The organism is Campylobacter sp. CN_NE2 (assembly GCF_027797465.1).
In the GTDB taxonomy this organism is placed as follows: Bacteria; Campylobacterota; Campylobacteria; order Campylobacterales; family Campylobacteraceae; genus Campylobacter_B.
Map to the genome: position 1 here is coordinate 185,388 of NZ_CP115608.1, position 19,588 is coordinate 204,975.

Genomic DNA, 19,588 nt, shown 5'->3' on the forward strand with positions numbered 1-19,588 from the left:
CTAAGAAAAAGCAAAAACAAAGTTTAAAAGTGCTAATATCGCAAAAATTTATTTAGGAGTAAATTTATGGGTTTTATTAGCGAATTTAAAGAATTTGCTGTTAAGGGAAATGTCATAGATATGGCAGTGGGTGTCGTCATCGGTGGAGCGTTTGGAAAAATCGTAACTTCGCTTGTGGGCGATGTGATTATGCCGGTTGTCGGCGTCATCACAGGCGGCGTAAATTTTAGCGATTTAAAAGTGATTTTAAAAGAAGCAGTCGGCGAAACACCTGCCGTAAGCATAAATTATGGTGCATTTATACAAAATATCATCGATTTTACCATTATCACATTTTGTATTTTTGTGGTGATTAAAGCTATAAATAAACTAAAAAGAGAAAAACCTGCCGAGCCTGAAGCTCCTGCTGAACCTAGCGAAGATATTTTGCTACTTAGAGAAATCAGGGATAGTCTTAAAAAATGAATTTAAAAGAAATTCCATTTTTTGAAAATTTAAGCGACGAAAAGCTTAAACGCCTTGAAGAGATTTCGTTTTTTAAAAGTTATAAAAAAGACGATTTTCTCTTTTTTGAAGGCGAAAAAAGCGAACATTTGTTGATTTTAACGCAAGGTATGGTTAAAATTTATAAAACTTCATCGAAAAACAGAGAAATTTTGCTTCATACGACAAAAGCGATTTCATTTGTCGCAGAACTTACAAATTTCAATGAAATTCCCTATCCTGCGACCTGTTCTTTTATGAGTGAGGGCGAAGTTTTAAAGATAGATTATGCAAAATTTAGATCTGAATTTATGAGCGAAGCAAGTATCTGTTTTGGATTAATACAATCACTAACAGCCAAAATTAGGACACTAGATCAACTAATCGAACGCCAAATCGTGTTAAATGCAGACGAAAGAGTTGTGAATTTTATTATGGAAAATTTTGAATTATTTAAAAATTCAAAACAATCACAAATCGCAAATCTTTTAAATTTAGCGCCCGAAACGCTATCTCGCATGATAAACAAATTCAAAAAAGCGGATTTTTGGTTTTTGATGATAATGGCAAAGTTGTCAAATTTGATGAAACAAAAGTGTGAATTTAGCCGTTTTATGCTAGACTTGCGCTTATGAAAGTTTTATATTTGTTTCCTATTATCGCAACTACGCTGTTTTGGTTTTTGAATTATTATGTTTTTCGCTCGATAACGGCGCGTTTTAGCTCATATAAATTTGGTAAAAAAATCAAATTTTTTACGGCGATTTTTTGCCTAGCATTTTGGATTTTAGAGATGATTTATTTCATCTCTATCGGCACCAGAGCGATGTTGCCAAGCGAATTTTTTTATAAAATTTGCGTTTATGCTATGGCTACTAGCTTTGGCGTGTTTTTGGTTTGTATGATTTATGATATTTTTGAAATCACACTAAAAACGACCAAATTTAACGAAAATAGAAGAAAATTTTTAAAAATCGCCCTTGACATTTCATTTGTGATAATCGCCTTTACTTACCTTTTTAAGGGCTTTTTTAACGCTTTTAGAATTCCAAAAATAAACGAAGTGGAAGTTAAAATCAAAAATTTGCAAGGTGAGTTAAATTTGGCAGTGGTTAGCGACATACATTTGGGCGAATTTTTAAAGCGAGATTTTTTGCAAGTCATTGTAGATCAAATAAACTCTGTCTCGCATGATGCCGTAGCCATCGTGGGCGATATGTTTGATATAAAAGCCGAAGAAATCGGCGATATGCTAGAACCCTTAAAGCAGATTTCAAAGCCGATTTTTTTCGTAACGGGAAATCACGAGTATTACCGCGGTGCAGAAAATTTGATAAAACTTTTGCAAAATAACGGCGTGAGAGTTTTGCAAAATGAAAGCATAGAGCTTGGGGGCATAAATTTAATCGGAGTGCATGATAGAAGTGGCGAAAAATTCAACTTTTTAGCACCGAATTTAAAAAAAGCACTAATCGGCGCAAATCCGCAAAAACCAAAGATTTTATTAGCTCATCAGCCAAAATTTATTAACGAAAATGTAAAAGATGAAGTTGATTTGTGCGTTTGCGGGCATACTCACGCAGGGCAAATTTTCCCGTTTTCGCTTTTAGTGATGATAGATCAAAAATATCTGCACGGACTTTATAACGACGGCGTTAAGCAAATTTATGTTAGTAGCGGTGCGGGTTTTTGGGGGCCTCCGATGAGATTTTTAGCTCCAAATGAAATCGCACTTTTAAAATTAAGAAAGGCTTAAAATGGATAAATTTATATCACGGATTTTTGGCGTAATTGCAAATTTTGAATTTCCAAAATTTTTGCAAATTTTCATAAATAAAAAATATGTTTCGCATTTTAATATTGATATGAGCGAATTTGCCGATATTAGCGAATTTAAAAGCCTTAATGCACTTTTTACAAGAAGGCTTTTAAAAGAGAGAAAATTTGATACTTCGGCTGAGAGTTTTATCAGCCCAAGCGACGGCGTGATTTTTGAAAACGGCGTAAGTAGCGATTTAAAGGCGATTTGCGTTAAGGGGCATTTTTATGATTTGGGCGAACTTTTGGACGAGAGTTTAAAAGAAAGCGAAAAAAATGCAAATTTGGCTTACGCAAATATCTATCTTAGCCCAAAAGACTACCACCACTATCACGCTCCGTGCGATATTTTTATCGAAGAAGCACTTTATATACCAGCCAAACTTTATAGTGTGGCAAAAAAATATCTTATAAAAATTCCAAATCTTTATGCGTTAAATGAGCGAGTGATTTTGCGTTGTAAGATGCCAAACGGCGGGAAGCTGTGGCTTGTTTTTGTGGGGGCTTTAAATGTCGGGAAAATGAAGTTTGAATTTGATGAAAAAATTCAGACAAATGCCAAAAATTTACAAAAAACGCTTTATAAATATGAAAATTTGCAGATTAAAAAAGGCGAAAGGCTCGGAAATTTCGAGCTTGGTTCGACGGTTGTGGTGGTTAGTGAGAGTGAATTTTTAGAGTTTAAACTACAAAGCAACGAAAATGTAAAATTTTCGCAAACCATAGCAAAACTTAAATTAAATTAATATTAATTTTATAACTTTTTTAGTAAAATAGATAGACTTTAAATCAAAGGATTTAGTATGAAAAAGTTTAGTTCAGCTTTTACGATGATTGAACTTGTGTTCGTTATCGTTGTTTTGGGTATTTTAGCAGGTATTGCAGTGCCTAAGTTAGCAGCTACTAGGGACGATGCGACTATCGCTAAAATGAGAGGTGATGTCGCTGCTATAAGAAGTGGTCTTTCACTAAGAAGATCTGAAAATTTAATGCGAGGTAATACGGTTTGGCCTGATATAAACAATACTGTTGCTATGTTTGGTAATATTTTACAGCAACCGCTATATGCAGGAAACGATAGAAATGGTTGGCAAATCGACGGAGATGATAATTTGAAATATAAAGCTTGTGTCGCAAGTAAATGCACAACTTTTACTTATTACAGAGTGGCAAGCGCTGATGGAAGACATCCTGCTGGCTCATTTGATTGTGATCATAGTGATGCAGTTTGTAGACAATTAGCCGAATAATTTATGCCATACTACAAAACAGCGGTTTTAGGAAGCAACCTAAGACCGCTTTTATATTTTAGCCAAAAAAAAATTCCAGATTTTAGCATTGTTAAAATTCCGCTTGGAAAACAAAGCGTTAAAAATGCCGTTGTTTTAGGCATTTGTGATGAGCCGACTTTTGAAAATGGTAAAAAATTTGAAATCAAAGAAATAATTGAAATCACAAATTTATATTTTACGCCGTATCAGGCGAATTTAGCCGAATTTATCGCATATTATTATGTTTGCGAAATCGGCATGGTTTTTGATATTTTTACGCCGTGCGAAAAAATAGAGCAAAATTTGCAAATTTGCAAATTTGAAAATTTGCCAAATTTAACCGACAAACAACAAAAAGCTTACGAATTCGCTAGCAATAACGAAACTTCGCTTATTTTTGGCGACACAGGAAGCGGAAAAAGCGAAATTTATATAAATTTAATCGCAAAAACGCTGGAAGTTGGCAAACAATCTCTTTTTTTAATGCCCGAAATCGCCCTAACACCGCAAATGGAAAAACGCTTAAAAAGTTATTTTGGCGAAAATATCGCGCTTTGGCACTCAAAAATCGCTCCAAAAAAAAAGAGTGAAATTTTAGAAAAATTTACCAAAGGTGAAATTAAACTCGTCGCAGGGGCGCGTTCGGCGTTATTTTTACCTTTTACAAATTTAGGCTTAATCGTCGTCGATGAAGAACACGATGATAGCTATAAATCAGCTCAAAAACCCCGTTATAACGCAAGAGATTTAGCCATTTTTATCGGCAAAAAACTAGACATAAAGGTGGTTTTAGGAAGCGCGACGCCAAGCTTAACAACTTATGCCAAACAGCCAAATTTTCGCTTAAAAGGGACATTTTTTCAAAGCGAGAAAAAATTTATCTATGATATTTGCGAAACTTCGCTTTCTGATACGATACTTTCGCAAATTTCAAAAAGCCTAAATGCAAACCACCAAGCTATCGTGTTTTTGCCAACAAGGGCAAATTACAAATATATAATTTGTCAAAATTGCAAAACGATTCAAAAATGCCCATTTTGCGCTGTTGCGATGAGCTATCACGAAAAATCAAATTCGCTAAAATGCCATTATTGTGGATTTAGTAATTTTTATAAAATTCCTTGTGCTAAATGTGGCGGAAACCTTATGGAAGCTCGTAAAATCGGCACTAGTGAAATCGTAAAACAGCTTGAAAATAAATTTCCAAACGCAAAAATAGCTAAATTTGATCGCGATGAAATCACGACGCAAAAAAAGTTAGAAAATTTGCTTAAAGATTTCAATGACGCTAAAATCGACATACTAGTTGGCACTCAAATGCTTAGCAAGGGGCATGATTATCACAATGTCGATTTAGCCGTTATTATGGGGATTGACGAGCAGTTAAGCTATGCAGATTTTAGAGCAAGAGAGAAAACTCTCGCCCTTGTCATGCAAGTTAGCGGTCGCGCCGGTCGTGCAGGGGTCGGCAGAGTGGTTTTGCAAACACAGCATTGCGAATTTTTTAAAGATTATATAGAAAATTATGATGAGTTTTTAAGCGATGAAAGCACTATGCGAGAGCCGTTATATCCGCCGTTTGCTAGACTTTTGCGAATTTTGATTTCGCATAAAAATGACGGCACGGCAAAAGATACAACAGAGAAAGCCGTGCAAATTTTAAAAACTGCACCAAATGTCGAAATTATCGGGCATGGCAAAGCAGGAATCGAATATATCGCTTCAAAATATCGTTATGAAATTTTGCTTCGTTCAAATTCGCCAAAAGCACTCATAAATGCAGCAAATTTGGTGCGAGATTTGCCAAATTTAGAAATCGATATGGATCCTATAAATTTTAGTTAAATTTGATAAGGAATTTTATCTTTTAATCCAGCCATTTCAAAGCCACGAAGCCTTAAACGACAGCTGTCGCAACGCCCACAAGCCTTGTCTTCATTTTCGTAACAACTCCAAGTGTGTTCAAGTTTCACGCCCATTTGGGTGGCTTTTTGCACGATTTGCATTTTGCTTAAATGCACGAGCGGAGTTTTGATTTCCACGCTAAAATCACTTTTAGTGCCTAAATTTAAGGCTTTTTGCATACTAGTTATAAAATTTTCCGAGCAGTCAGGGTAGCCGCTGCTATCTTCTTCGACCACGCCGATAAATATGGCTTCACAGCCCCAAACTTCGGCTAGCGCAGTCGCAATGCTTAAAAAAATTCCGTTGCGAAATGGAACATAGGTGTTTGGAATTTCTTTTCCCAAACCACTTTTGCAAATTTGCAAATTCGTATCGGTCAGGGCGTTTCCACCGATACCGGCTATAAACGAAACATCTAAAATTTTGCGCTTTTTTACGCCCAAATCATCACAAATTTGCTCAAAACACTGGCTTTCTTTTTTCATAGTTCGTTGATTGTAATCAAAATGCAGTGCGTAAATTTCATACCCTTGCGATTTCGCTATATAGGCACTTGTGGCGCTATCCATACCGCCACTGATGATACATAAAGCTTTTTTCAAATTTAATCCTTTTTTTGGTAGAATTATACGAAAAATTTGATATAAAGGGCTTAAATTTGATACTTTGTGATGAAAAATATCCTGCTATTTTAGGCGAAATTTTGGCTGAGCTTAGCGATGACGCCGTCGAGCTTGTATTTGTGCGAAGTGAAGAGATGAGAGAAATCAACAAAAACGAGCGTGGCATTGACAAAACTACCGATGTGCTTAGTTTTCCGCTTGAAAATGTGCCGTTTGGCGGCAACATTAAGCTTATAGGCTCTGTTGTGATAAATTTGGATCTGGTAGAGCAAAAATCGTTAGAATTTTCACACTCAAATGACGATGAAATCGCGCTTTTATTTACGCACGGACTTTTGCATATTTTGGGCTTTGACCACGAAATCGATAACGGGCAAATGCGTGAAAAAGAGTGCGAAATAATTACTAAATTTAATTTGCCAAAAAGTCTAATCGTGCGAACGCTAGAATAAAGGATAAATTTTGAGTAGAAAAAGAAAAATTTTAAACATATTTTTGGCAATTTTCTTAGTTTTCATTTTTTTTATAGGATTTGATATTCGCCTTACAACTGGCTTGGATAGGCTTCTTGTGCATGCTGAATTATCGAAAGGCGATAGAGTTGCATATTTTTTAGAAGACGATTATGAATTTTCTAAAAAATTAAATTTAGAAGAAATTTCAGAAAATTTTTCTAGTAGCGAACAAATTTTATTTATCGGAACAAATGACGGCACGGGTGGGCTTTTAAAAGATATTTCATGTATATTTTCTACAAAAGAAAAACCAAATGGATGTTGGAATTTTTTCTTAAAAGAAAATGGAAAAATAAAAATGATAAATTTCGATGAATATAAAAAATTATCAGATCAAAACATCACAGAAATTGTGATTAAAAGAAAATTTCGTAGATTTAAAGATTTTTAATTTTTAAATAAGCCAAACTAGGCACTTTCAACTTGAATTTGATATGCATATGCCGACGATTTTTCGTGCTTACGAGTTTTTGCAAGTGAGTTAAGGCTAGTATGCCTAACGAACGAAGCAAAAACGAAGTATCACGGAAAAGCTAGGCTGGGTTCAATTTAAATTTTACAACTCTCTCTTTTGCGAGCTCGGTTAAATTTTCTTCATAATCATACCACACAAAACTCGCCCCATGCTGAATACTGCCTTCTAGCAAATCCCCGCCTTGGCGGTTTTTGAGATCGATTTCAGCGACTTTAAATCCATCAAGTGTCCCAGCAAATTTAAAAAGCCTTTCGGGCGGATTTTTTAGCTTCGTATAAAGATAGCAAAAGCCCGTCCCGCCGTTTCGCCCGACTCTTCCACGCAACTGATGAAGACTAGCCAAACCCAAACGCTCAGCCCCTACGATTAAAATCGTCGAAAGTCTAGGAAGCGAAATTCCTACTTCCACGACGGTTGTAGTCAGCAAAAGCTCTCCGTTATCGCGAAATTGCCTTAAAACTTCTTCTTTTTCCTTGTCTTTGCCGTGCGTTACAAAAACTCGCTTAAATCGCTCTTTCCAAAACGGCTCGGCTTCTTCAAGGCTTTGATAGACGAGCTTTTCGCTTTCTTCAACAAGCGGATAAACGATGATAGCTTGATTTCCTTTTGAAATTTCGTTTTTTAAATGCGACATAAAGTCAGCAAAGCCCGAATTTTGCAGGATTTGCGTGTGAATTTCTTTCTTAAACGGCATTTGTTTTAAAAAACTAAATTTGACAAGTTCGGATTGGATCATACTAAGCGTTCGTGGTATCGGCGTGGCTGAAAACTGCAAGAAATGCGCCTTAAATTCGCCATCACTCGTCAAGCGGTTGATTTTTTCTCTTTGGTTTGAGCCAAACCTGTGTTGTTCATCGACCATGATGAGATTTGAGGGCTTTAAGTCTTGAAACAAAAGCGCGTGAGTGCCGATGACAAAGTCGTATTCATCAAAATTTATCTTTTTATCGCCACTTTTGACAAGCAAAACTCGCATCCCTTTTGGCAGAAGTCTAATGGCTTCTGCGTAAATTTGTTCGCACAAAATGGTCGTTGGCGCCATAAGATAGCTAATTTGCGGATAATTCATCAAAGCTGCTGCTAAAATGACAAGCGTTTTTCCGCTTCCGACATCGCCCATAATCACGCGTCTAGCGGCAAATTCGCCTTCTAAATCCGAGCGAATATCATTTATCGCATTTAGTTGGTCGTTTGTGGGCGTAAAGGGCAGGGCATTTAGCCACTGCGAAATGTCGCCGACAGGGAATTTCCTAGCTTTGAAATTTAGTTTTTTATGAGAAAGTTTTTCAATATAATTGTAAATTTCAATGAATTTTAGAATTTGCAAATTTGCTTCATTTTGCTCCAAATTTCTAATGATTTCAACACTTTTTGCCGAATTTTCGTGAATTTGCATTAAAAAATTCGCTTCGTTTTCATTTAGTCCGCTTTGCAAAAGTGCGTTAAAGCTCACATATTTTTCTATGAAATTTTGCACTACGCCGTCTTTTAAAAGGCTTTTGTAGTGTGGCGTGATACCGCCTGTTTTGGTGATGATTTTTGGATTTGAAAATTGCCAAAGCCCAAAAGCGTATGAACTTTTGCCGTGAATAAACATTTTTTTGCCACTTTTAAACGCCCCAAAATGCCACGCTTTGGCGTTAAAGATGACAATTTTGACATCGCATTCCCAAGTGTGGCAAAAAGCAGTAATAAACAAAATCGAGCCTTTTCGGTGATGAAATCTGCACTCGATTTCTACGACATTTTCGCCAACGCTAGGCTCATCTTTTATGCTTAAATCATCAAAACTTTTTGGCACGAGCAAAGCAAGATCTAAAAGCGAGACAATCCCGCATTTGGCAAGTTCAGCTCTGTCTTTGCTCTCAAACACGATTTTTCCTTATTTTTTGCAAACCACGCAAAAACTAAGTTTGCAAATTTCATCGTGAGATTTTATAAATTTATTCAAATCATCTAAATTTAGGGCTTTTATACGCTCTAAATTCCGCTCAAATTCGCCAAATTCATAGCCCCTTAAATACTCATCGACTAAAATACCAACCCTTTTAAACATAGTTTCTTTTTGCAAAACTGCACTTCCTAAAAGGAATTTTTTGGCTTGTTCTAGCTCGTCAGAATTTACGCCAAATTTGACAAATTTAGCGATTTCATCACGCACAACGGCGATTGCTTCGTTTTTGCTTTCATTTTTGGTTTGCAAATAACCTGAAAATTTTCTAGCAAATAGGCTAAAATCGGCTCTTGCATAGGCTGAGTATGCCAAACCTCGCTTTACGCGAATTTCTTCTAAAAGCCTACTTCCAAAACCGCTACTTCCTAGCACGAAAAGTGCCGTTTTAGCGATAAATTCTTCATTTTTATCCACATAAAAAGGCGAACCAAAGTAAATATAGGCTTGTTCGCTATCTTCGTAAATTTCTTTACTTTCGCACTCGTCGTTTGCTTCGTAAAACGGTAGTTTATGTTTTTTTGAATTTGGCAAAATTTGCAAAACTTTTTTTATATCATCTTCGCTAAATTCGCTATCTCCACACAAAACAACGGCTAAATTTTCTAAACATAAATTTCCTAAAAAATCTCTTACATCATCAAGCGTGATTTTAGCGATACTTTCTTCATTTCCGTTTGAGTCATTACCCAGCAAAGTGCCTTTAAATAGCATTTTTTGCAAATTTATATTTGCTATGTAGTCAAATTCGGTTTTTAGCATTGCGATTTCACCGAGCATTTCGGTTTTGATTTTTTCTAGCACGGATTGCGTTAAATTCGGCTCTTGTAGCAATTTAGTAAGCATTTCAAGGCTAAATTTAAAATGCTCTTTTAATGAGCTTAAATTTATGACAAATTTATCGTTTTCGCAGTAAGAAAAAATCGAACTTGCTTTTATATCAAGAAGTCTTGCAAATTCGCTACCGCCGAGCGTTTTTGTCCCTTCTTTTAGCAAATTTGAAGTTAGTTTGCCTAGACCTTCGATTTTTTCGCCAAGTGAGCCGACATTTTTAAAAATCAGCTTAAATTGCACCACAGGAAGCGATTTGTCAAATTCATAAAGCACATCGATTTTTGTGTTTTTTACCGAAATTTCGTATTTTTCCATAGTTTTTCCGTTATTTGTAAATTTCTAAAATATCATAGTTTGTGTTGCGTTTGGCTGGGATTTCGCCGATGTCTTTGATTAAGCTTATCATTTCGTTTTGGCTCATGCGAAAACTCGCACCGGCGGCTTTTACGACATTTTCTTCCATCATGGTCGAACCCAAATCATTTGCGCCAAATTTAAGTGCGAGTTGCCCGATATAACTTCCTTGCGTAACCCACGAGCTTTGGATATTTTTGAAATTATCCAAAAACAGCCTTGCCACAGCTAAAAGCCTTAAATAGCGATTTGAGCTTGTTTTTTTGATTTCTGGGTGCTCGGCGATTAGTTTTGTGTTTGCTGATTGAAAACTCCACGAGATAAAAGCTCTAAATCCGCCTGTTTCATCTTGCAAATTTCGCAGTTTTTCCCAGTGTTCGATGATTTCTTCATCTGTTTCGACCGTGCCAAACATCATCGTGGCTGTGGTTTTCATGCCTATTTCGTGGGCGGCTTTATGCACGCCTAGCCAACTGTCTGCTCCGATTTTTTTGGGCGAGATTATGTCCCTAACTCTATCGCTTAAAATCTCAGCTCCGGCTCCGGGAATTGAGTAAAGCCCCTTGCTTTCAAGCCTAGATAAAACTTCTTTGTGCGTTAAATTTGAAATCTTAGCGATATAATCAATCTCGATTGCAGAAAAGCCATGAATCGTGATTTGCGGGTATTTTTGGGCTATGTGAGCGACTAAATTTTCATACCAATCAATTTTTAGTTTCGGATGAACGCCGCCTTGGAAAAGGATTTGTGTCCCGCCGATTGCGATTAGTTCATCGATTTTTTCATCGATCTCATCAAAGCTTAAAATATAGGCATCTTTTGCACCTATTTTGCGACAAAACGCGCAAAATTTGCAATCCACAAAGCAAATATTTGTGTAGTTAATGTTGCGATCGACGACAAAAGTCGTGATTTTTTCTGGGTGAAGAGCTAATTTTTTTTCATACGCCATAGCCCCAAGCTCGTGCAAAGGGGCATTTTTGATTAAATTTAGAGCTTCTTCCTTGCTTAATCTACTCATTTTCGCCCTTGTTTTGGGTGTCAGCGACCGAGCCGTTGGTATTCGAGCCGTCAAATTCAAGCACGATTTGTCCGTTTTTTACGCCCTTTACTCGCACTTTTTCGCCGTCAGCTAAATTTGCTATTTCATCGCTTTTCCAAAATGTGCTTTTATAATAAACCATGCCGTTTTTGATCTCGCCAACGCCACTTTCATCTAAAAAATTGTCTTCTAGTTTTTCTTTTGATTTGAAAAATGCTGCTTTTATGCGTTTTTTTAGCATTACTAAAAGCACTATCGAAAGCACAGCAGCAAGTAAGAGCTGAATTTGCCACGAAAAATCAACAAAAAAGCTTAAAATTCCAACGCTTAAAAATCCAATCCCAAAAAATATAAGCGTAAAGTCCATAAATAGAACTTCTGCGATGATAAAAATAATGCCCAAAGCTATAAAAATCCACGCACTCATTTTGTCTCTTTTTTGCTACTTAAAAATTCTTTAATAACGCTTAGCGAGCCGATAAGTTCGCTAGTTTCGTAAGGCACTAAAATTTTATCTTTTGAGCCGTTTTTGGCTAGTTCGTTAAAGGCTTCAATGCGACCTTGTGTTAGCAGGTATTCGGCTGCAAATTTTGAATTTGCCATAGCCATATTGATATTATTCATAGCTTCTTTTTGACCTTCTGCTAGGGCGATTTGCTCGTATTTTTTCGCATCTGCCATGCGTTCAATCGCTTCTGCTTCAAGGACTTTTTCTTGTTTTAGGGCTTCTGCGTTGCGGATAAGGGCTGCTTTTTCGGCTTCTGCTTTAAGCTCGATTGCGCGTTTTTCGCGTTCTGCTTTCATTTGCAAATTCATCGCATCTTCGATACCTTTTGGCACGGAGATTTCTGAAATCTCCACTCTCATTATCTTTACGCCCCAGTTATCGGCTGCGTCGCCAAGAGCGATTTGGAGTTTTGAGTTGAGTTGATCCCTGCTTGAAAGTGTTTGATCTAGGCTCATTTCGCCGATTGCCGACCTTAGTGTAGTCATAGCCAAATTTGAAATGGCTTTGCGGTAATCTTCGACATTATAAAGTGCCATTTTTCCGTCGATTACTTTTAGAAATACGATTCCATCGACTGCGATATTGACATTATCTTTTGTGATGACTTGTTGTTTAGAAATATCGACGAGCTGCTCTCTAACGCTCATTCTTGCCCTTACGCTATCAAAAAACGGCACTATGACATGAAATCCGCCGTCTAAAACCTTGTGAAAGCGACCGAGCCGCTCTATAATCATAATTTCAGATTGTGAGACGATTTTGATACCTAGCTTTAAAATAGCTACAACCAAAAAGACGATTAAAACGACAAATACTGCAAATCCTTCCATAATTTTTCTCCTAGTGAATTTAAATTTGGAGATTATACCATTTAAATGCTTATTGCAAAATTTTATCAAAAAAATTAAGCCAAATTTGGCTAAAATTGCTTGAATTTAAAAGGAATTTGATGATTAAATACATTGCGCTTTTGCGTTATAGCCGAAATTTCAGACTTTTTACCATTGTTAGTTTTATTTGTAGCTTTGGCGTTTGGTTTTCGCATACGGGCATTTTTACGCTTTTGATTGAGCTTGGTGCGCCTGTTTGGGCGATTACGGCGTGTGCTGCGTTAGCTTTTGTGCCAAATATTTTTTTAGCTCCGATTAATGGCATAATTGTCGATAAATTTCGTCCAAAACCCCTAATGGTAAGTATGTTTTTAATCGAAACTATCAGCGTTTTGCCTTTGATTTTCATTGATAGCCTTGATTTGCTTTGGCTTTTATTTTTGATGATTTTTTTACGCTCTGGTGCGGGGACGCTCTATTTTCAAGCAGCGATGAGTATGCTTCCAAAAATTTTAACCAAAAAAAATCTCAAACTCGCAAATGAGATGTTTGGTATGCTTTGGTCGGTTTCATATACTATCGGTATGGGTATAGCGGGGATTTTTATACACTATTTTGGCGTGAAAATGGCGTTTATTTTTGACTTTGTGCTTTATTTTGTGTCATTTTTTATTTTATTAAATTTAAATTTAAAACATATCTTGCCAAAAAGCACGGCAAAAGCGGTTCAAATGCTAAAAGAAGGGCTAATCTATCTGCGTAAAAATCCTGTGGTGGTGCATTTTATGGTGCTTCATGCGTTTGTGGGAGTTACTAGCTATGATGCTTTGGTTGCGCTTTTGGCAGATTATAAATACAAAGGCATTATGAGTGCTGCTCTCATAATCGGCTTTATAAATATGGCAAGGGCAGCGTTTTCTATGGTCGGGCAGGTTGTGTTGTCAAAATACCTAAACGATAAAATTCTTTTTTGGCTTTTTATCGGGCAGTTTGTGGGAATCGCCTTGTGGGGAGTGTTTCAGTTTAATTTTTATATCTCATTTATCGGTATTGCGGCAGCCGGTTTTTGCATAACGGCACTTTGGTCTTATACCTTTACTCGTTTGCAACACCACTGTGATGACGAATTTTTGGGACGCGTAATAGCGTATAATGATATGCTATTTTTTATCGTCTCAGCCGTAACTTCGGCGGCAATCGGATTTTTATTTGAATTTGGAGTTAGTTTATCTGCGATAACGATGATTATGGCTGGTTGCTTTTTAGTGGCAGGATTTTACTATAAATTTGTTTATGATAAATATTTGCAAAACTAGATCGGATTTGATAAATTTTTTAGTTTTTTATATTTTTTTGGAAGGTTGCAAATATAAAAAGTGCGCTAAGGGTGATAATATAAATTATATTAAATCCTTTTGCGCCAAAAATTTGCATTGCACTTCCTAAAATCACAGGTGATATAAATGAAGCGGTCGAATACCCAAGCATTAGTGCAGCCGAAGCATCTGCGATTAGTTTTTTATCTTTGATGACATCGTTTGCTCTTGCAAGAGCTAGGGAATAAAGCGGGAAAATCCCGCCACCTAAAAAGAACGCTAAAACCCACATAACGCTTAAATTTTGGCTAAAAAATAAAGATAAGATTGAAGTTAAAATTCCTAAAACGCAAACGCCCATAATAGCAAATTTTCTGCCAAATTTATCACTAAAAAATCCAAAAAATATGTGTGAAACAAGACCGCCGATGGTCGCAAGTGCGATAAAAAGAGAAACTTCTTTAACGCCAAAACCCAAAGACAAAATAAAAACACTTGCCATGCTTAAAAATCCGTTGATCAAAATTCCACCGCTTAAACTCGTCGCTAAGGCAAGCGGAGCGATTTTAAAAATATTTGGAATTTTTATTTTTTTAGTTTGTGGGAGTGGCGGTTGTTTATTTTTAAAAATATTTAGCGGAATAAGTCCTAAAATTATAAAAATTCCGCTAAAAATGAAAATTGCCGTAGGGCTTAAATTTAGACCTAAAATAAGCGTTCCAATCGCAAAGGCTGAATAAAAAACTACCTCGTAACAAGCCAAAACACGAGAGCGAATTTGATTTGAAATCTTTGAATTTATCCAAATTTCAATAATAATAACCAAACTATAATACGATAATCCAAGCATAAAACGCAAAAATGCCCAGTAAATAAGATTTTGATTTAAGGCATGAAGTAGCGCACTTATAGCAAAAATCGCAGAAAATAGTGTATAAGCACGAGCGTGTCCGATTTTAGAAATGATATTGCTTATAAAAAAAGTGCAAAAAATAGCACCTAAAAAATAAAAAGATGAAACCAAACCGATAGTGAATTCGCCGATATTTGAAGCTTTTAAAATAATTCCGACAGAAGCTAAAACTATGGCTTCTCCGATAAACATTAGCTCAGCACTCAAAAATAGCGGAGTTAAAATTTTTATCGCTCTTTTGCTACTTTGCAATAATTTCCTTTGTAAATTTTGGCGAATTTTAGCATAAATTTGGGTTTAAATTTCTTTGCTTTTTAATAAAAAGATGAGCGTTCCAATCGGAATTATGCTGGTTCCTGCTAAAAAACCTACAATCCAAAAAAGATTAAATTTAGCAAGAATATAAATGCAAAGTGCCATAAATGCGTAACTTAGCATTTTTAAAGGTGCAAAAAATGTAAAAGAAAATCTAGTTTTTTTCTTTTCTTCATCATCGTCAAATTCGCCTAGATTGTCGTATTTTCCGCTTAAAAGCTCTAAATTTATCCGTTTTTTATAGCTTTTGTGTGCGGCAAAAATGATAAGCAAAGCACAAACAAAGGCGATTTGCGAATTTAAAAGCCATTTTAATCCCAAAAACGGCGTAATTAAAACAAGCAACAAATCCAAAATAAGATAAATTTTTAAAACTTTTTTTATCATTATTTTTCCGAATTTTGCGACTTTTCGCCGTTTTGCGAATTTTCGCCCCATTCATCATCGTCAAATTCGGCGTTTTGAGTTTTATAATTTTTGTATCTTGGGTCGTTTTCAAGCTCGCTCATATCGACACTCAAAGCTTTGTAGGCTTTGTAAATGTTTAAAATAGCCGCTGCGATTCCAAATAAAACGCAAATCACAAAAGCTATATTTGAGCCTGTTAAATTTCTAAAATAAATCCCTAAAAATACGCCTATTAGCACTGCAACAACAACGGAAATTCCGACACTTAGTGCGTTTGCGCCACGAACTACTTTGTTTAAGTTTTTTGTTACTCTCATAAATTTTTCCCTTTTTTGACTTTGACTTTTTTTTGACTTCGTCTTTTCGGCTCTTTTTTGAGAGTTTGCAAAAACTTCGCTTCGGCAGACTAACTTGTCTAGCCTTGCTCGTTTTTGCTGCACAACTCAAAAAATAGCTCGAAAATACTCGTCAAAAATTTTTCAAAATTAAACGAAATTTGCAAATTCAAGCAAATTTTTATAATTTGTCAAACGCTTTTTTTGCTTTTTTCAAAGCAAATTCGATCTCTTTTTCGTTCATACTAGCACAAATAAAGCCTGTTTCAAACTGGCTTGGGGCTAGAAAAACGCCTTCTTTTATCATCGCTCCGTGAAATTTGGCAAATGTTTTTGTGTCTGATTTTAGGGCGTCTGCGTAGTTTAGCACAGGATTTTCAGTGAAAAAATATCCAAACATAGAGCCTCTTACGCAAGTTTGCAAAGGAATTCCTTTGTTGTTAGCGATTTCTTTTAATCCGTCCATAAATAAATTTGCTAAATTTTCTAACTTTTTGTAAAGATTTTTTGAAGCAAAAATTTTACTTACCGAAGCGATTCCTGCTGCCATAGCGACAGGATTTCCGCTTAGCGTTCCTGCTTGATAAACTCCGCCAAGCGGACTTATTAAATTCATTATTTCTTCACGCCCAGCAAAAGCAGCCACCGGCATTCCGCCACCGATAACCTTGCCAAAAGTTACCAAATCAGCCTTAATGCCGTAAATTCCGTAACTTCCAAGCGCGCTAGCTCTAAATCCGCTCATAACTTCATCGAAAATCAAAACTATTTTTTTCTCGTCGCAAATTTTGCGAAGTTCCTTTAAAAACTCAGCTTTTGCAGGAACCAAGCCCATATTTCCGGCGATTGGCTCGATGATGATTGTGCCGATTTCTTCTTTTTCGACAATCGCCTTTACGCTATCAATATCGTTATAAATCGCCAAATAGGTATTTTTAGCGATGTCAGCTGGAACTCCTGCGCTACTAGCATTTCCAAAAGTTGTCGCACCGCTTCCTGCTTTCACTAAAAGCGAGTCGCTGTGTCCGTGGTAGCAACCTTCAAATTTAATAATTTTATCTTTTTTGCTAAATCCGCGAGCTAGGCGGATTGCGCTCATCGTAGCTTCCGTGCCGCTTGAAACAAAGCGAATTTTATCCAAATAATCAAATTTCCCAAGAACTAGTTTTGCAAGTTCGGTTTCTAACGGACTTGAAGCACCAAAGCTAAGCCCGTTTTTAGCTGTTTTGATAACGGCTTTTTGAATATCTTTATCACAATGTCCAAAAATCAGCGGTCCCCAACTTTGCACAAAATCTAAATATTTTTTGCCTTCGATGTCATAAATATAGCTTCCTTTTGCTTTTTTTACAAAAAACGGCTCACTTCCTACATTTCCAAATGCTCTCACTGGCGAATCAACGCCACCGGGAATAAATTTTTGTGCCTGAGTAAAAGCTTTGTGGTTTGTCATTTTTTCTTCTCCTTATTTAGATCTTTTATAAATTTGTAAAGAATTATAATCTCATCTTTGGTTAAAAAATAGCTTGGCATTACCCCTTTTGAATTTGTTACCCCGTCTGCAAATTCTTGCAAAGAAAGCTTGTTTATAGGCGGTGCGACAAGCTCGGTGTCATAGTATTCGCCCGAAGTTTTATTAAATTCGCCGTATTTTGCTATCAAGCTTCCTTCGCCTTTTGTTCCATGACATTTATTACAACCGATACCGCGTGGATTTTTGTATAAAAGTTCGCCGTATTCGGCTTCGGTTATAAAATTTTCGCCAAAAATCGCACTTAAAAAAATAGATAAAAATATCAAAATTCGCATAAATTCACTTTTTAAATTTTTTTAAAATATTATAATTTTTGAGTTTAAAAGTAGGTAAATAACTCTAAATTTGTTAAATTTTATGAATTTAATTTTAAAAATTCAACTAGTTTTATTATAACTTTGGATATTATATTAAGTTTGTAAATTCTAAAAAAGGTTAAAAATGACGATAATCGACGGAAAAGAAATCTCAAAAAAAGTCAAAGAAGAAGTTAGACTTGAAGCACTAAATTTAGCTTCAAAAGGCGTTAAACCAGGCTTAGCAGTTATTTTAGTCGGGGATGATAAAGCAAGTCAAACTTATGTCGCAAGTAAAGAAAAAGCATGCATCTCATGCGAAATAAATTCAATCATGCACCGCCTTGATAAAGACACAAGCGAAGAAATGCTTTTGGATTTGATTGCGAATTTAAATGAAGATGACGCAGTAGATGGCATTTTGGTGCAACTTCCTTTGCCAAAACATATAAACACAAACAAAGTTTTAGAAAAAATCGATCCAAAAAAAGATGTCGATGGCTTTCATGCCGTAAATGTGGGTCGCTTAGTAAGCGGATTAGATAGCTTTGTGCCTTGCACTCCGCTTGGCATTATGCGACTACTAAAAGAATACGGCATCGAAGTAAGCGGTAAAAACGCCGTCATCATCGGACGAAGTAATATCGTCGGTAAGCCTATGGCAAATTTATTATTAAATGCGAACGCAACCGTTACGATAACGCACAGCAAAACTGCAAATTTAAAAGAAATTTGCGCTAATGCCGATATTTTGGTTGCAGCTATCGGAAAGCCGTTTTTTGTAACTGCCGATATGGTAAAAAACGGCGCCGTGCTAATCGATGTTGGGATAAATCGCTTAGAAGATGGACGCCTTGTCGGGGACGCTGATTTTGACAGCGTTAAAGAAAAATGCTCTTTTATCACGCCAGTTCCAGGTGGCGTTGGACCCATGACAATCGCTATGCTACTAGAAAATACGATTACTTCGGCAAAAAATCGCCTAAATAAAAATCGTTAAGAAAGCGAATTTATGGGCGTTTTAAAGAAAATTTATAATTTTGCAAGTAGCTGGACGGGAACGGTTTTAATCGTTTTATTTGTGATATTTTTTGTGGCACAGGCTTTTGTGATTCCAAGCGGTTCGATGAAGCACTCGCTTTTGCCTGGGGACTTTTTATTTGTGAAAAAATTTAGTTACGGAATTCCTACGCCACATATCCCGTGGATAGAAAAGGCAGTTTTGCCTGATTTTAAGGGTAACGGGCATTTAATAGATGGCGAACGCCCAAAAAGGGGCGATATAGTGGTATTTCGTGAGCCACAAAATCCAAAAATTCACTTTGTAAAGCGAAATTTTGCAGTCGGCGGCGATGAGGTGATTTTTGATCTGAATAACTTTTATCTTCGTCCGCACGAAGGCGATGAATTTATCGAAAAAAACTACGATAAAAACGACATTGTAACGCTTATGGGGCAAAAATTTGTAAAAGAGCCTTATAAATTTAAAGGGATAAATTATAATCCAAATAGCAGAAATAAAATGTTAGCAAATGTCGAAATGTCGCTACTTAACGGCTCGTTAGCTATGAAGCCGATTATTGTGAAAGAATTTGGCGATAGTTTTAAGATGAAAAATTTGGAATTTAACGCTTTTTATATAAAAATTCCACAAGATGAGTTTTTTATGATAGGAGATAACAGAAACGACTCAGCCGATAGCCGTTTTTGGGGTTGTGTGCCTTATAAATTAATCGTCGGAAAGCCTTGGTTTGTCTATTTTAGCTGGGATAAAAATAAGATTATTCGCTGGGAACGCATTGGGCGATTTGCCGATACACTTCAAACCGATGAAAGTTTGATTTATGAGCAAGATTAAGGGG

General features: G+C 36.2%; 22 protein-coding genes. 11 read left to right on the forward strand and 11 right to left on the reverse strand.

The annotated features are described in order from the left end of the window. Window positions 1-66: 66 nt before the first annotated feature. Genes mscL through PF028_RS00995 form a run of 6 tightly spaced genes read left to right on the forward strand, consistent with a single transcriptional unit; the run spans window position 67 to window position 5,417 of the window. Window positions 67-465 (forward strand): large-conductance mechanosensitive channel protein MscL, encoded by a 399-nt coding sequence (gene mscL, locus PF028_RS00970; protein ID WP_270860801.1) that lies wholly within the window; start codon window positions 67-69, stop codon window positions 463-465. Further along, window positions 462-1,118, forward strand: a complete 657-nt coding sequence (locus tag PF028_RS00975) for a Crp/Fnr family transcriptional regulator (protein ID WP_270860802.1) — start codon at window positions 462-464, stop codon at window positions 1,116-1,118. Before mscL ends, PF028_RS00975 begins: the two co-directional genes overlap by 4 nt. After that, complete coding sequence (locus PF028_RS00980) at window positions 1,115-2,239, forward strand: metallophosphoesterase (RefSeq protein WP_270860803.1); 1,125 nt, start codon at window positions 1,115-1,117, stop codon at window positions 2,237-2,239. Before PF028_RS00975 ends, PF028_RS00980 begins: the two co-directional genes overlap by 4 nt. A 1-nt stretch (window position 2,240) precedes the next feature. After that, a complete protein-coding gene (locus PF028_RS00985; protein ID WP_270860804.1) occupies window positions 2,241-3,047 on the forward strand; it encodes a phosphatidylserine decarboxylase in 807 nt (268 codons plus the stop codon). A 57-nt stretch (window positions 3,048-3,104) separates the two neighbouring features. Next, window positions 3,105-3,551, forward strand: coding sequence for a type II secretion system protein (locus tag PF028_RS00990; RefSeq protein ID WP_270860805.1), 447 nt, complete (start codon window positions 3,105-3,107; stop codon window positions 3,549-3,551). 3 nt (window positions 3,552-3,554) lie between these two features. After that, window positions 3,555-5,417 carry a primosomal protein N' gene (locus PF028_RS00995; protein WP_270860806.1) on the forward strand — a complete coding sequence of 621 codons (1,863 nt, stop codon included), beginning with the start codon at window positions 3,555-3,557 and terminating at the stop codon, window positions 5,415-5,417. On the opposite strand, the gene queC is transcribed toward PF028_RS00995, so the two are convergent. Further along, the gene (gene queC / locus PF028_RS01000) at window positions 5,414-6,079 is read right to left on the reverse strand and encodes a 7-cyano-7-deazaguanine synthase QueC (protein ID WP_270860807.1); all 666 of its coding nucleotides are present in this window, start codon (window positions 6,077-6,079) and stop codon (window positions 5,414-5,416) included. The genes PF028_RS00995 and queC overlap by 4 nt on opposite strands. A gap of 56 nt (window positions 6,080-6,135) precedes the next feature. On the opposite strand from queC, the gene ybeY reads away from it, so the two are divergent. After that, entirely contained in the window at window positions 6,136-6,552 is a 417-nt protein-coding gene (gene ybeY, locus PF028_RS01005) for an rRNA maturation RNase YbeY (protein WP_270860950.1), read from the forward strand. A 10-nt stretch (window positions 6,553-6,562) separates the two neighbouring features. Continuing rightward, the gene (locus tag PF028_RS01010) at window positions 6,563-7,006 is read left to right on the forward strand and encodes a hypothetical protein (protein WP_270860808.1); all 444 of its coding nucleotides are present in this window, start codon (window positions 6,563-6,565) and stop codon (window positions 7,004-7,006) included. Between the two features lie 142 nt (window positions 7,007-7,148). Here PF028_RS01010 and recG read toward each other — a convergent pair whose 3' ends face one another. Genes recG through PF028_RS01035 form a run of 5 tightly spaced genes read right to left on the reverse strand, consistent with a single transcriptional unit; the run spans window position 7,149 to window position 12,609 of the window. Next, on the reverse strand, window positions 7,149-8,966 hold the full coding sequence (gene recG, locus PF028_RS01015; protein ID WP_270860951.1) for an ATP-dependent DNA helicase RecG: 1,818 nt from the start codon (window positions 8,964-8,966) through the stop codon (window positions 7,149-7,151). A gap of 6 nt (window positions 8,967-8,972) precedes the next feature. Next, window positions 8,973-10,190 carry a M16 family metallopeptidase gene (locus PF028_RS01020; protein ID WP_270860809.1) on the reverse strand — a complete coding sequence of 406 codons (1,218 nt, stop codon included), beginning with the start codon at window positions 10,188-10,190 and terminating at the stop codon, window positions 8,973-8,975. A 10-nt stretch (window positions 10,191-10,200) separates the two neighbouring features. Next, window positions 10,201-11,250 (reverse strand): dehypoxanthine futalosine cyclase, encoded by a 1,050-nt coding sequence (locus PF028_RS01025; protein ID WP_270860810.1) that lies wholly within the window; start codon window positions 11,248-11,250, stop codon window positions 10,201-10,203. Next, on the reverse strand, window positions 11,243-11,698 hold the full coding sequence (locus PF028_RS01030; RefSeq protein ID WP_270860811.1) for an NfeD family protein: 456 nt from the start codon (window positions 11,696-11,698) through the stop codon (window positions 11,243-11,245). Before PF028_RS01030 ends, PF028_RS01025 begins: the two co-directional genes overlap by 8 nt. Next, the gene (locus PF028_RS01035) at window positions 11,695-12,609 is read right to left on the reverse strand and encodes an SPFH domain-containing protein (protein WP_270860812.1); all 915 of its coding nucleotides are present in this window, start codon (window positions 12,607-12,609) and stop codon (window positions 11,695-11,697) included. Before PF028_RS01035 ends, PF028_RS01030 begins: the two co-directional genes overlap by 4 nt. 122 nt (window positions 12,610-12,731) lie before the next feature. Here PF028_RS01035 and PF028_RS01040 point away from each other — a divergent pair, with 122 nt between their 5' ends. Beyond that, window positions 12,732-13,925 carry an MFS transporter gene (locus PF028_RS01040; protein ID WP_333720456.1) on the forward strand — a complete coding sequence of 398 codons (1,194 nt, stop codon included), beginning with the start codon at window positions 12,732-12,734 and terminating at the stop codon, window positions 13,923-13,925. A 19-nt stretch (window positions 13,926-13,944) separates the two neighbouring features. Here PF028_RS01040 and PF028_RS01045 read toward each other — a convergent pair whose 3' ends face one another. From PF028_RS01045 to PF028_RS01065, 5 genes are all read right to left on the reverse strand, one after another. Then, window positions 13,945-15,090 (reverse strand): MFS transporter, encoded by a 1,146-nt coding sequence (locus PF028_RS01045; RefSeq protein ID WP_270860814.1) that lies wholly within the window; start codon window positions 15,088-15,090, stop codon window positions 13,945-13,947. A gap of 45 nt (window positions 15,091-15,135) precedes the next feature. Further along, the gene (locus PF028_RS01050) at window positions 15,136-15,540 is read right to left on the reverse strand and encodes a hypothetical protein (protein ID WP_270860815.1); all 405 of its coding nucleotides are present in this window, start codon (window positions 15,538-15,540) and stop codon (window positions 15,136-15,138) included. Beyond that, a complete protein-coding gene (locus tag PF028_RS01055; RefSeq protein ID WP_270860816.1) occupies window positions 15,540-15,878 on the reverse strand; it encodes an AtpZ/AtpI family protein in 339 nt (112 codons plus the stop codon). The genes PF028_RS01050 and PF028_RS01055 overlap by 1 nt, the downstream gene beginning before the upstream one ends. 199 nt (window positions 15,879-16,077) lie before the next feature. Then, the gene (gene hemL / locus PF028_RS01060) at window positions 16,078-17,349 is read right to left on the reverse strand and encodes a glutamate-1-semialdehyde 2,1-aminomutase (protein WP_270860817.1); all 1,272 of its coding nucleotides are present in this window, start codon (window positions 17,347-17,349) and stop codon (window positions 16,078-16,080) included. Beyond that, window positions 17,346-17,705 (reverse strand): c-type cytochrome, encoded by a 360-nt coding sequence (locus tag PF028_RS01065; protein ID WP_270860818.1) that lies wholly within the window; start codon window positions 17,703-17,705, stop codon window positions 17,346-17,348. Before PF028_RS01065 ends, hemL begins: the two co-directional genes overlap by 4 nt. A 166-nt stretch (window positions 17,706-17,871) precedes the next feature. Between PF028_RS01065 and folD the strand changes: the two genes are divergently transcribed. Beyond that, window positions 17,872-18,726 (forward strand): bifunctional methylenetetrahydrofolate dehydrogenase/methenyltetrahydrofolate cyclohydrolase FolD, encoded by an 855-nt coding sequence (folD, locus tag PF028_RS01070; protein ID WP_270860819.1) that lies wholly within the window; start codon window positions 17,872-17,874, stop codon window positions 18,724-18,726. Window positions 18,727-18,738: 12 nt separating this feature from the next. Then, window positions 18,739-19,584: a signal peptidase I gene (gene lepB / locus PF028_RS01075; RefSeq protein ID WP_270860820.1), complete on the forward strand. Its 846-nt coding sequence runs from the start codon at window positions 18,739-18,741 to the stop codon at window positions 19,582-19,584. Window positions 19,585-19,588: the final 4 nt, after the last annotated feature.

Coding starts and splice junctions, on each gene's coding strand:
- folD (WP_270860819.1), top strand. CDS start 17,872: ATGACGATAATCGACGGAAAAGAAATCTCAAAAAAAGTCAAAGAAGAA.
- PF028_RS00995 (WP_270860806.1), top strand. CDS start 3,555: ATGCCATACTACAAAACAGCGGTTTTAGGAAGCAACCTAAGACCGCTT.
- PF028_RS01020 (WP_270860809.1), bottom strand. CDS start 10,190: ATGGAAAAATACGAAATTTCGGTAAAAAACACAAAAATCGATGTGCTT.
- mscL (WP_270860801.1), top strand. CDS start 67: ATGGGTTTTATTAGCGAATTTAAAGAATTTGCTGTTAAGGGAAATGTC.
- PF028_RS01030 (WP_270860811.1), bottom strand. CDS start 11,698: ATGAGTGCGTGGATTTTTATAGCTTTGGGCATTATTTTTATCATCGCA.
- PF028_RS00990 (WP_270860805.1), top strand. CDS start 3,105: ATGAAAAAGTTTAGTTCAGCTTTTACGATGATTGAACTTGTGTTCGTT.
- lepB (WP_270860820.1), top strand. CDS start 18,739: ATGGGCGTTTTAAAGAAAATTTATAATTTTGCAAGTAGCTGGACGGGA.
- hemL (WP_270860817.1), bottom strand. CDS start 17,349: ATGACAAACCACAAAGCTTTTACTCAGGCACAAAAATTTATTCCCGGT.
- PF028_RS00980 (WP_270860803.1), top strand. CDS start 1,115: ATGAAAGTTTTATATTTGTTTCCTATTATCGCAACTACGCTGTTTTGG.
- PF028_RS01065 (WP_270860818.1), bottom strand. CDS start 17,705: ATGCGAATTTTGATATTTTTATCTATTTTTTTAAGTGCGATTTTTGGC.
- PF028_RS00985 (WP_270860804.1), top strand. CDS start 2,241: ATGGATAAATTTATATCACGGATTTTTGGCGTAATTGCAAATTTTGAA.
- PF028_RS01025 (WP_270860810.1), bottom strand. CDS start 11,250: ATGAGTAGATTAAGCAAGGAAGAAGCTCTAAATTTAATCAAAAATGCC.
- PF028_RS01035 (WP_270860812.1), bottom strand. CDS start 12,609: ATGGAAGGATTTGCAGTATTTGTCGTTTTAATCGTCTTTTTGGTTGTA.
- PF028_RS00975 (WP_270860802.1), top strand. CDS start 462: ATGAATTTAAAAGAAATTCCATTTTTTGAAAATTTAAGCGACGAAAAG.
- PF028_RS01050 (WP_270860815.1), bottom strand. CDS start 15,540: ATGATAAAAAAAGTTTTAAAAATTTATCTTATTTTGGATTTGTTGCTT.
- PF028_RS01055 (WP_270860816.1), bottom strand. CDS start 15,878: ATGAGAGTAACAAAAAACTTAAACAAAGTAGTTCGTGGCGCAAACGCA.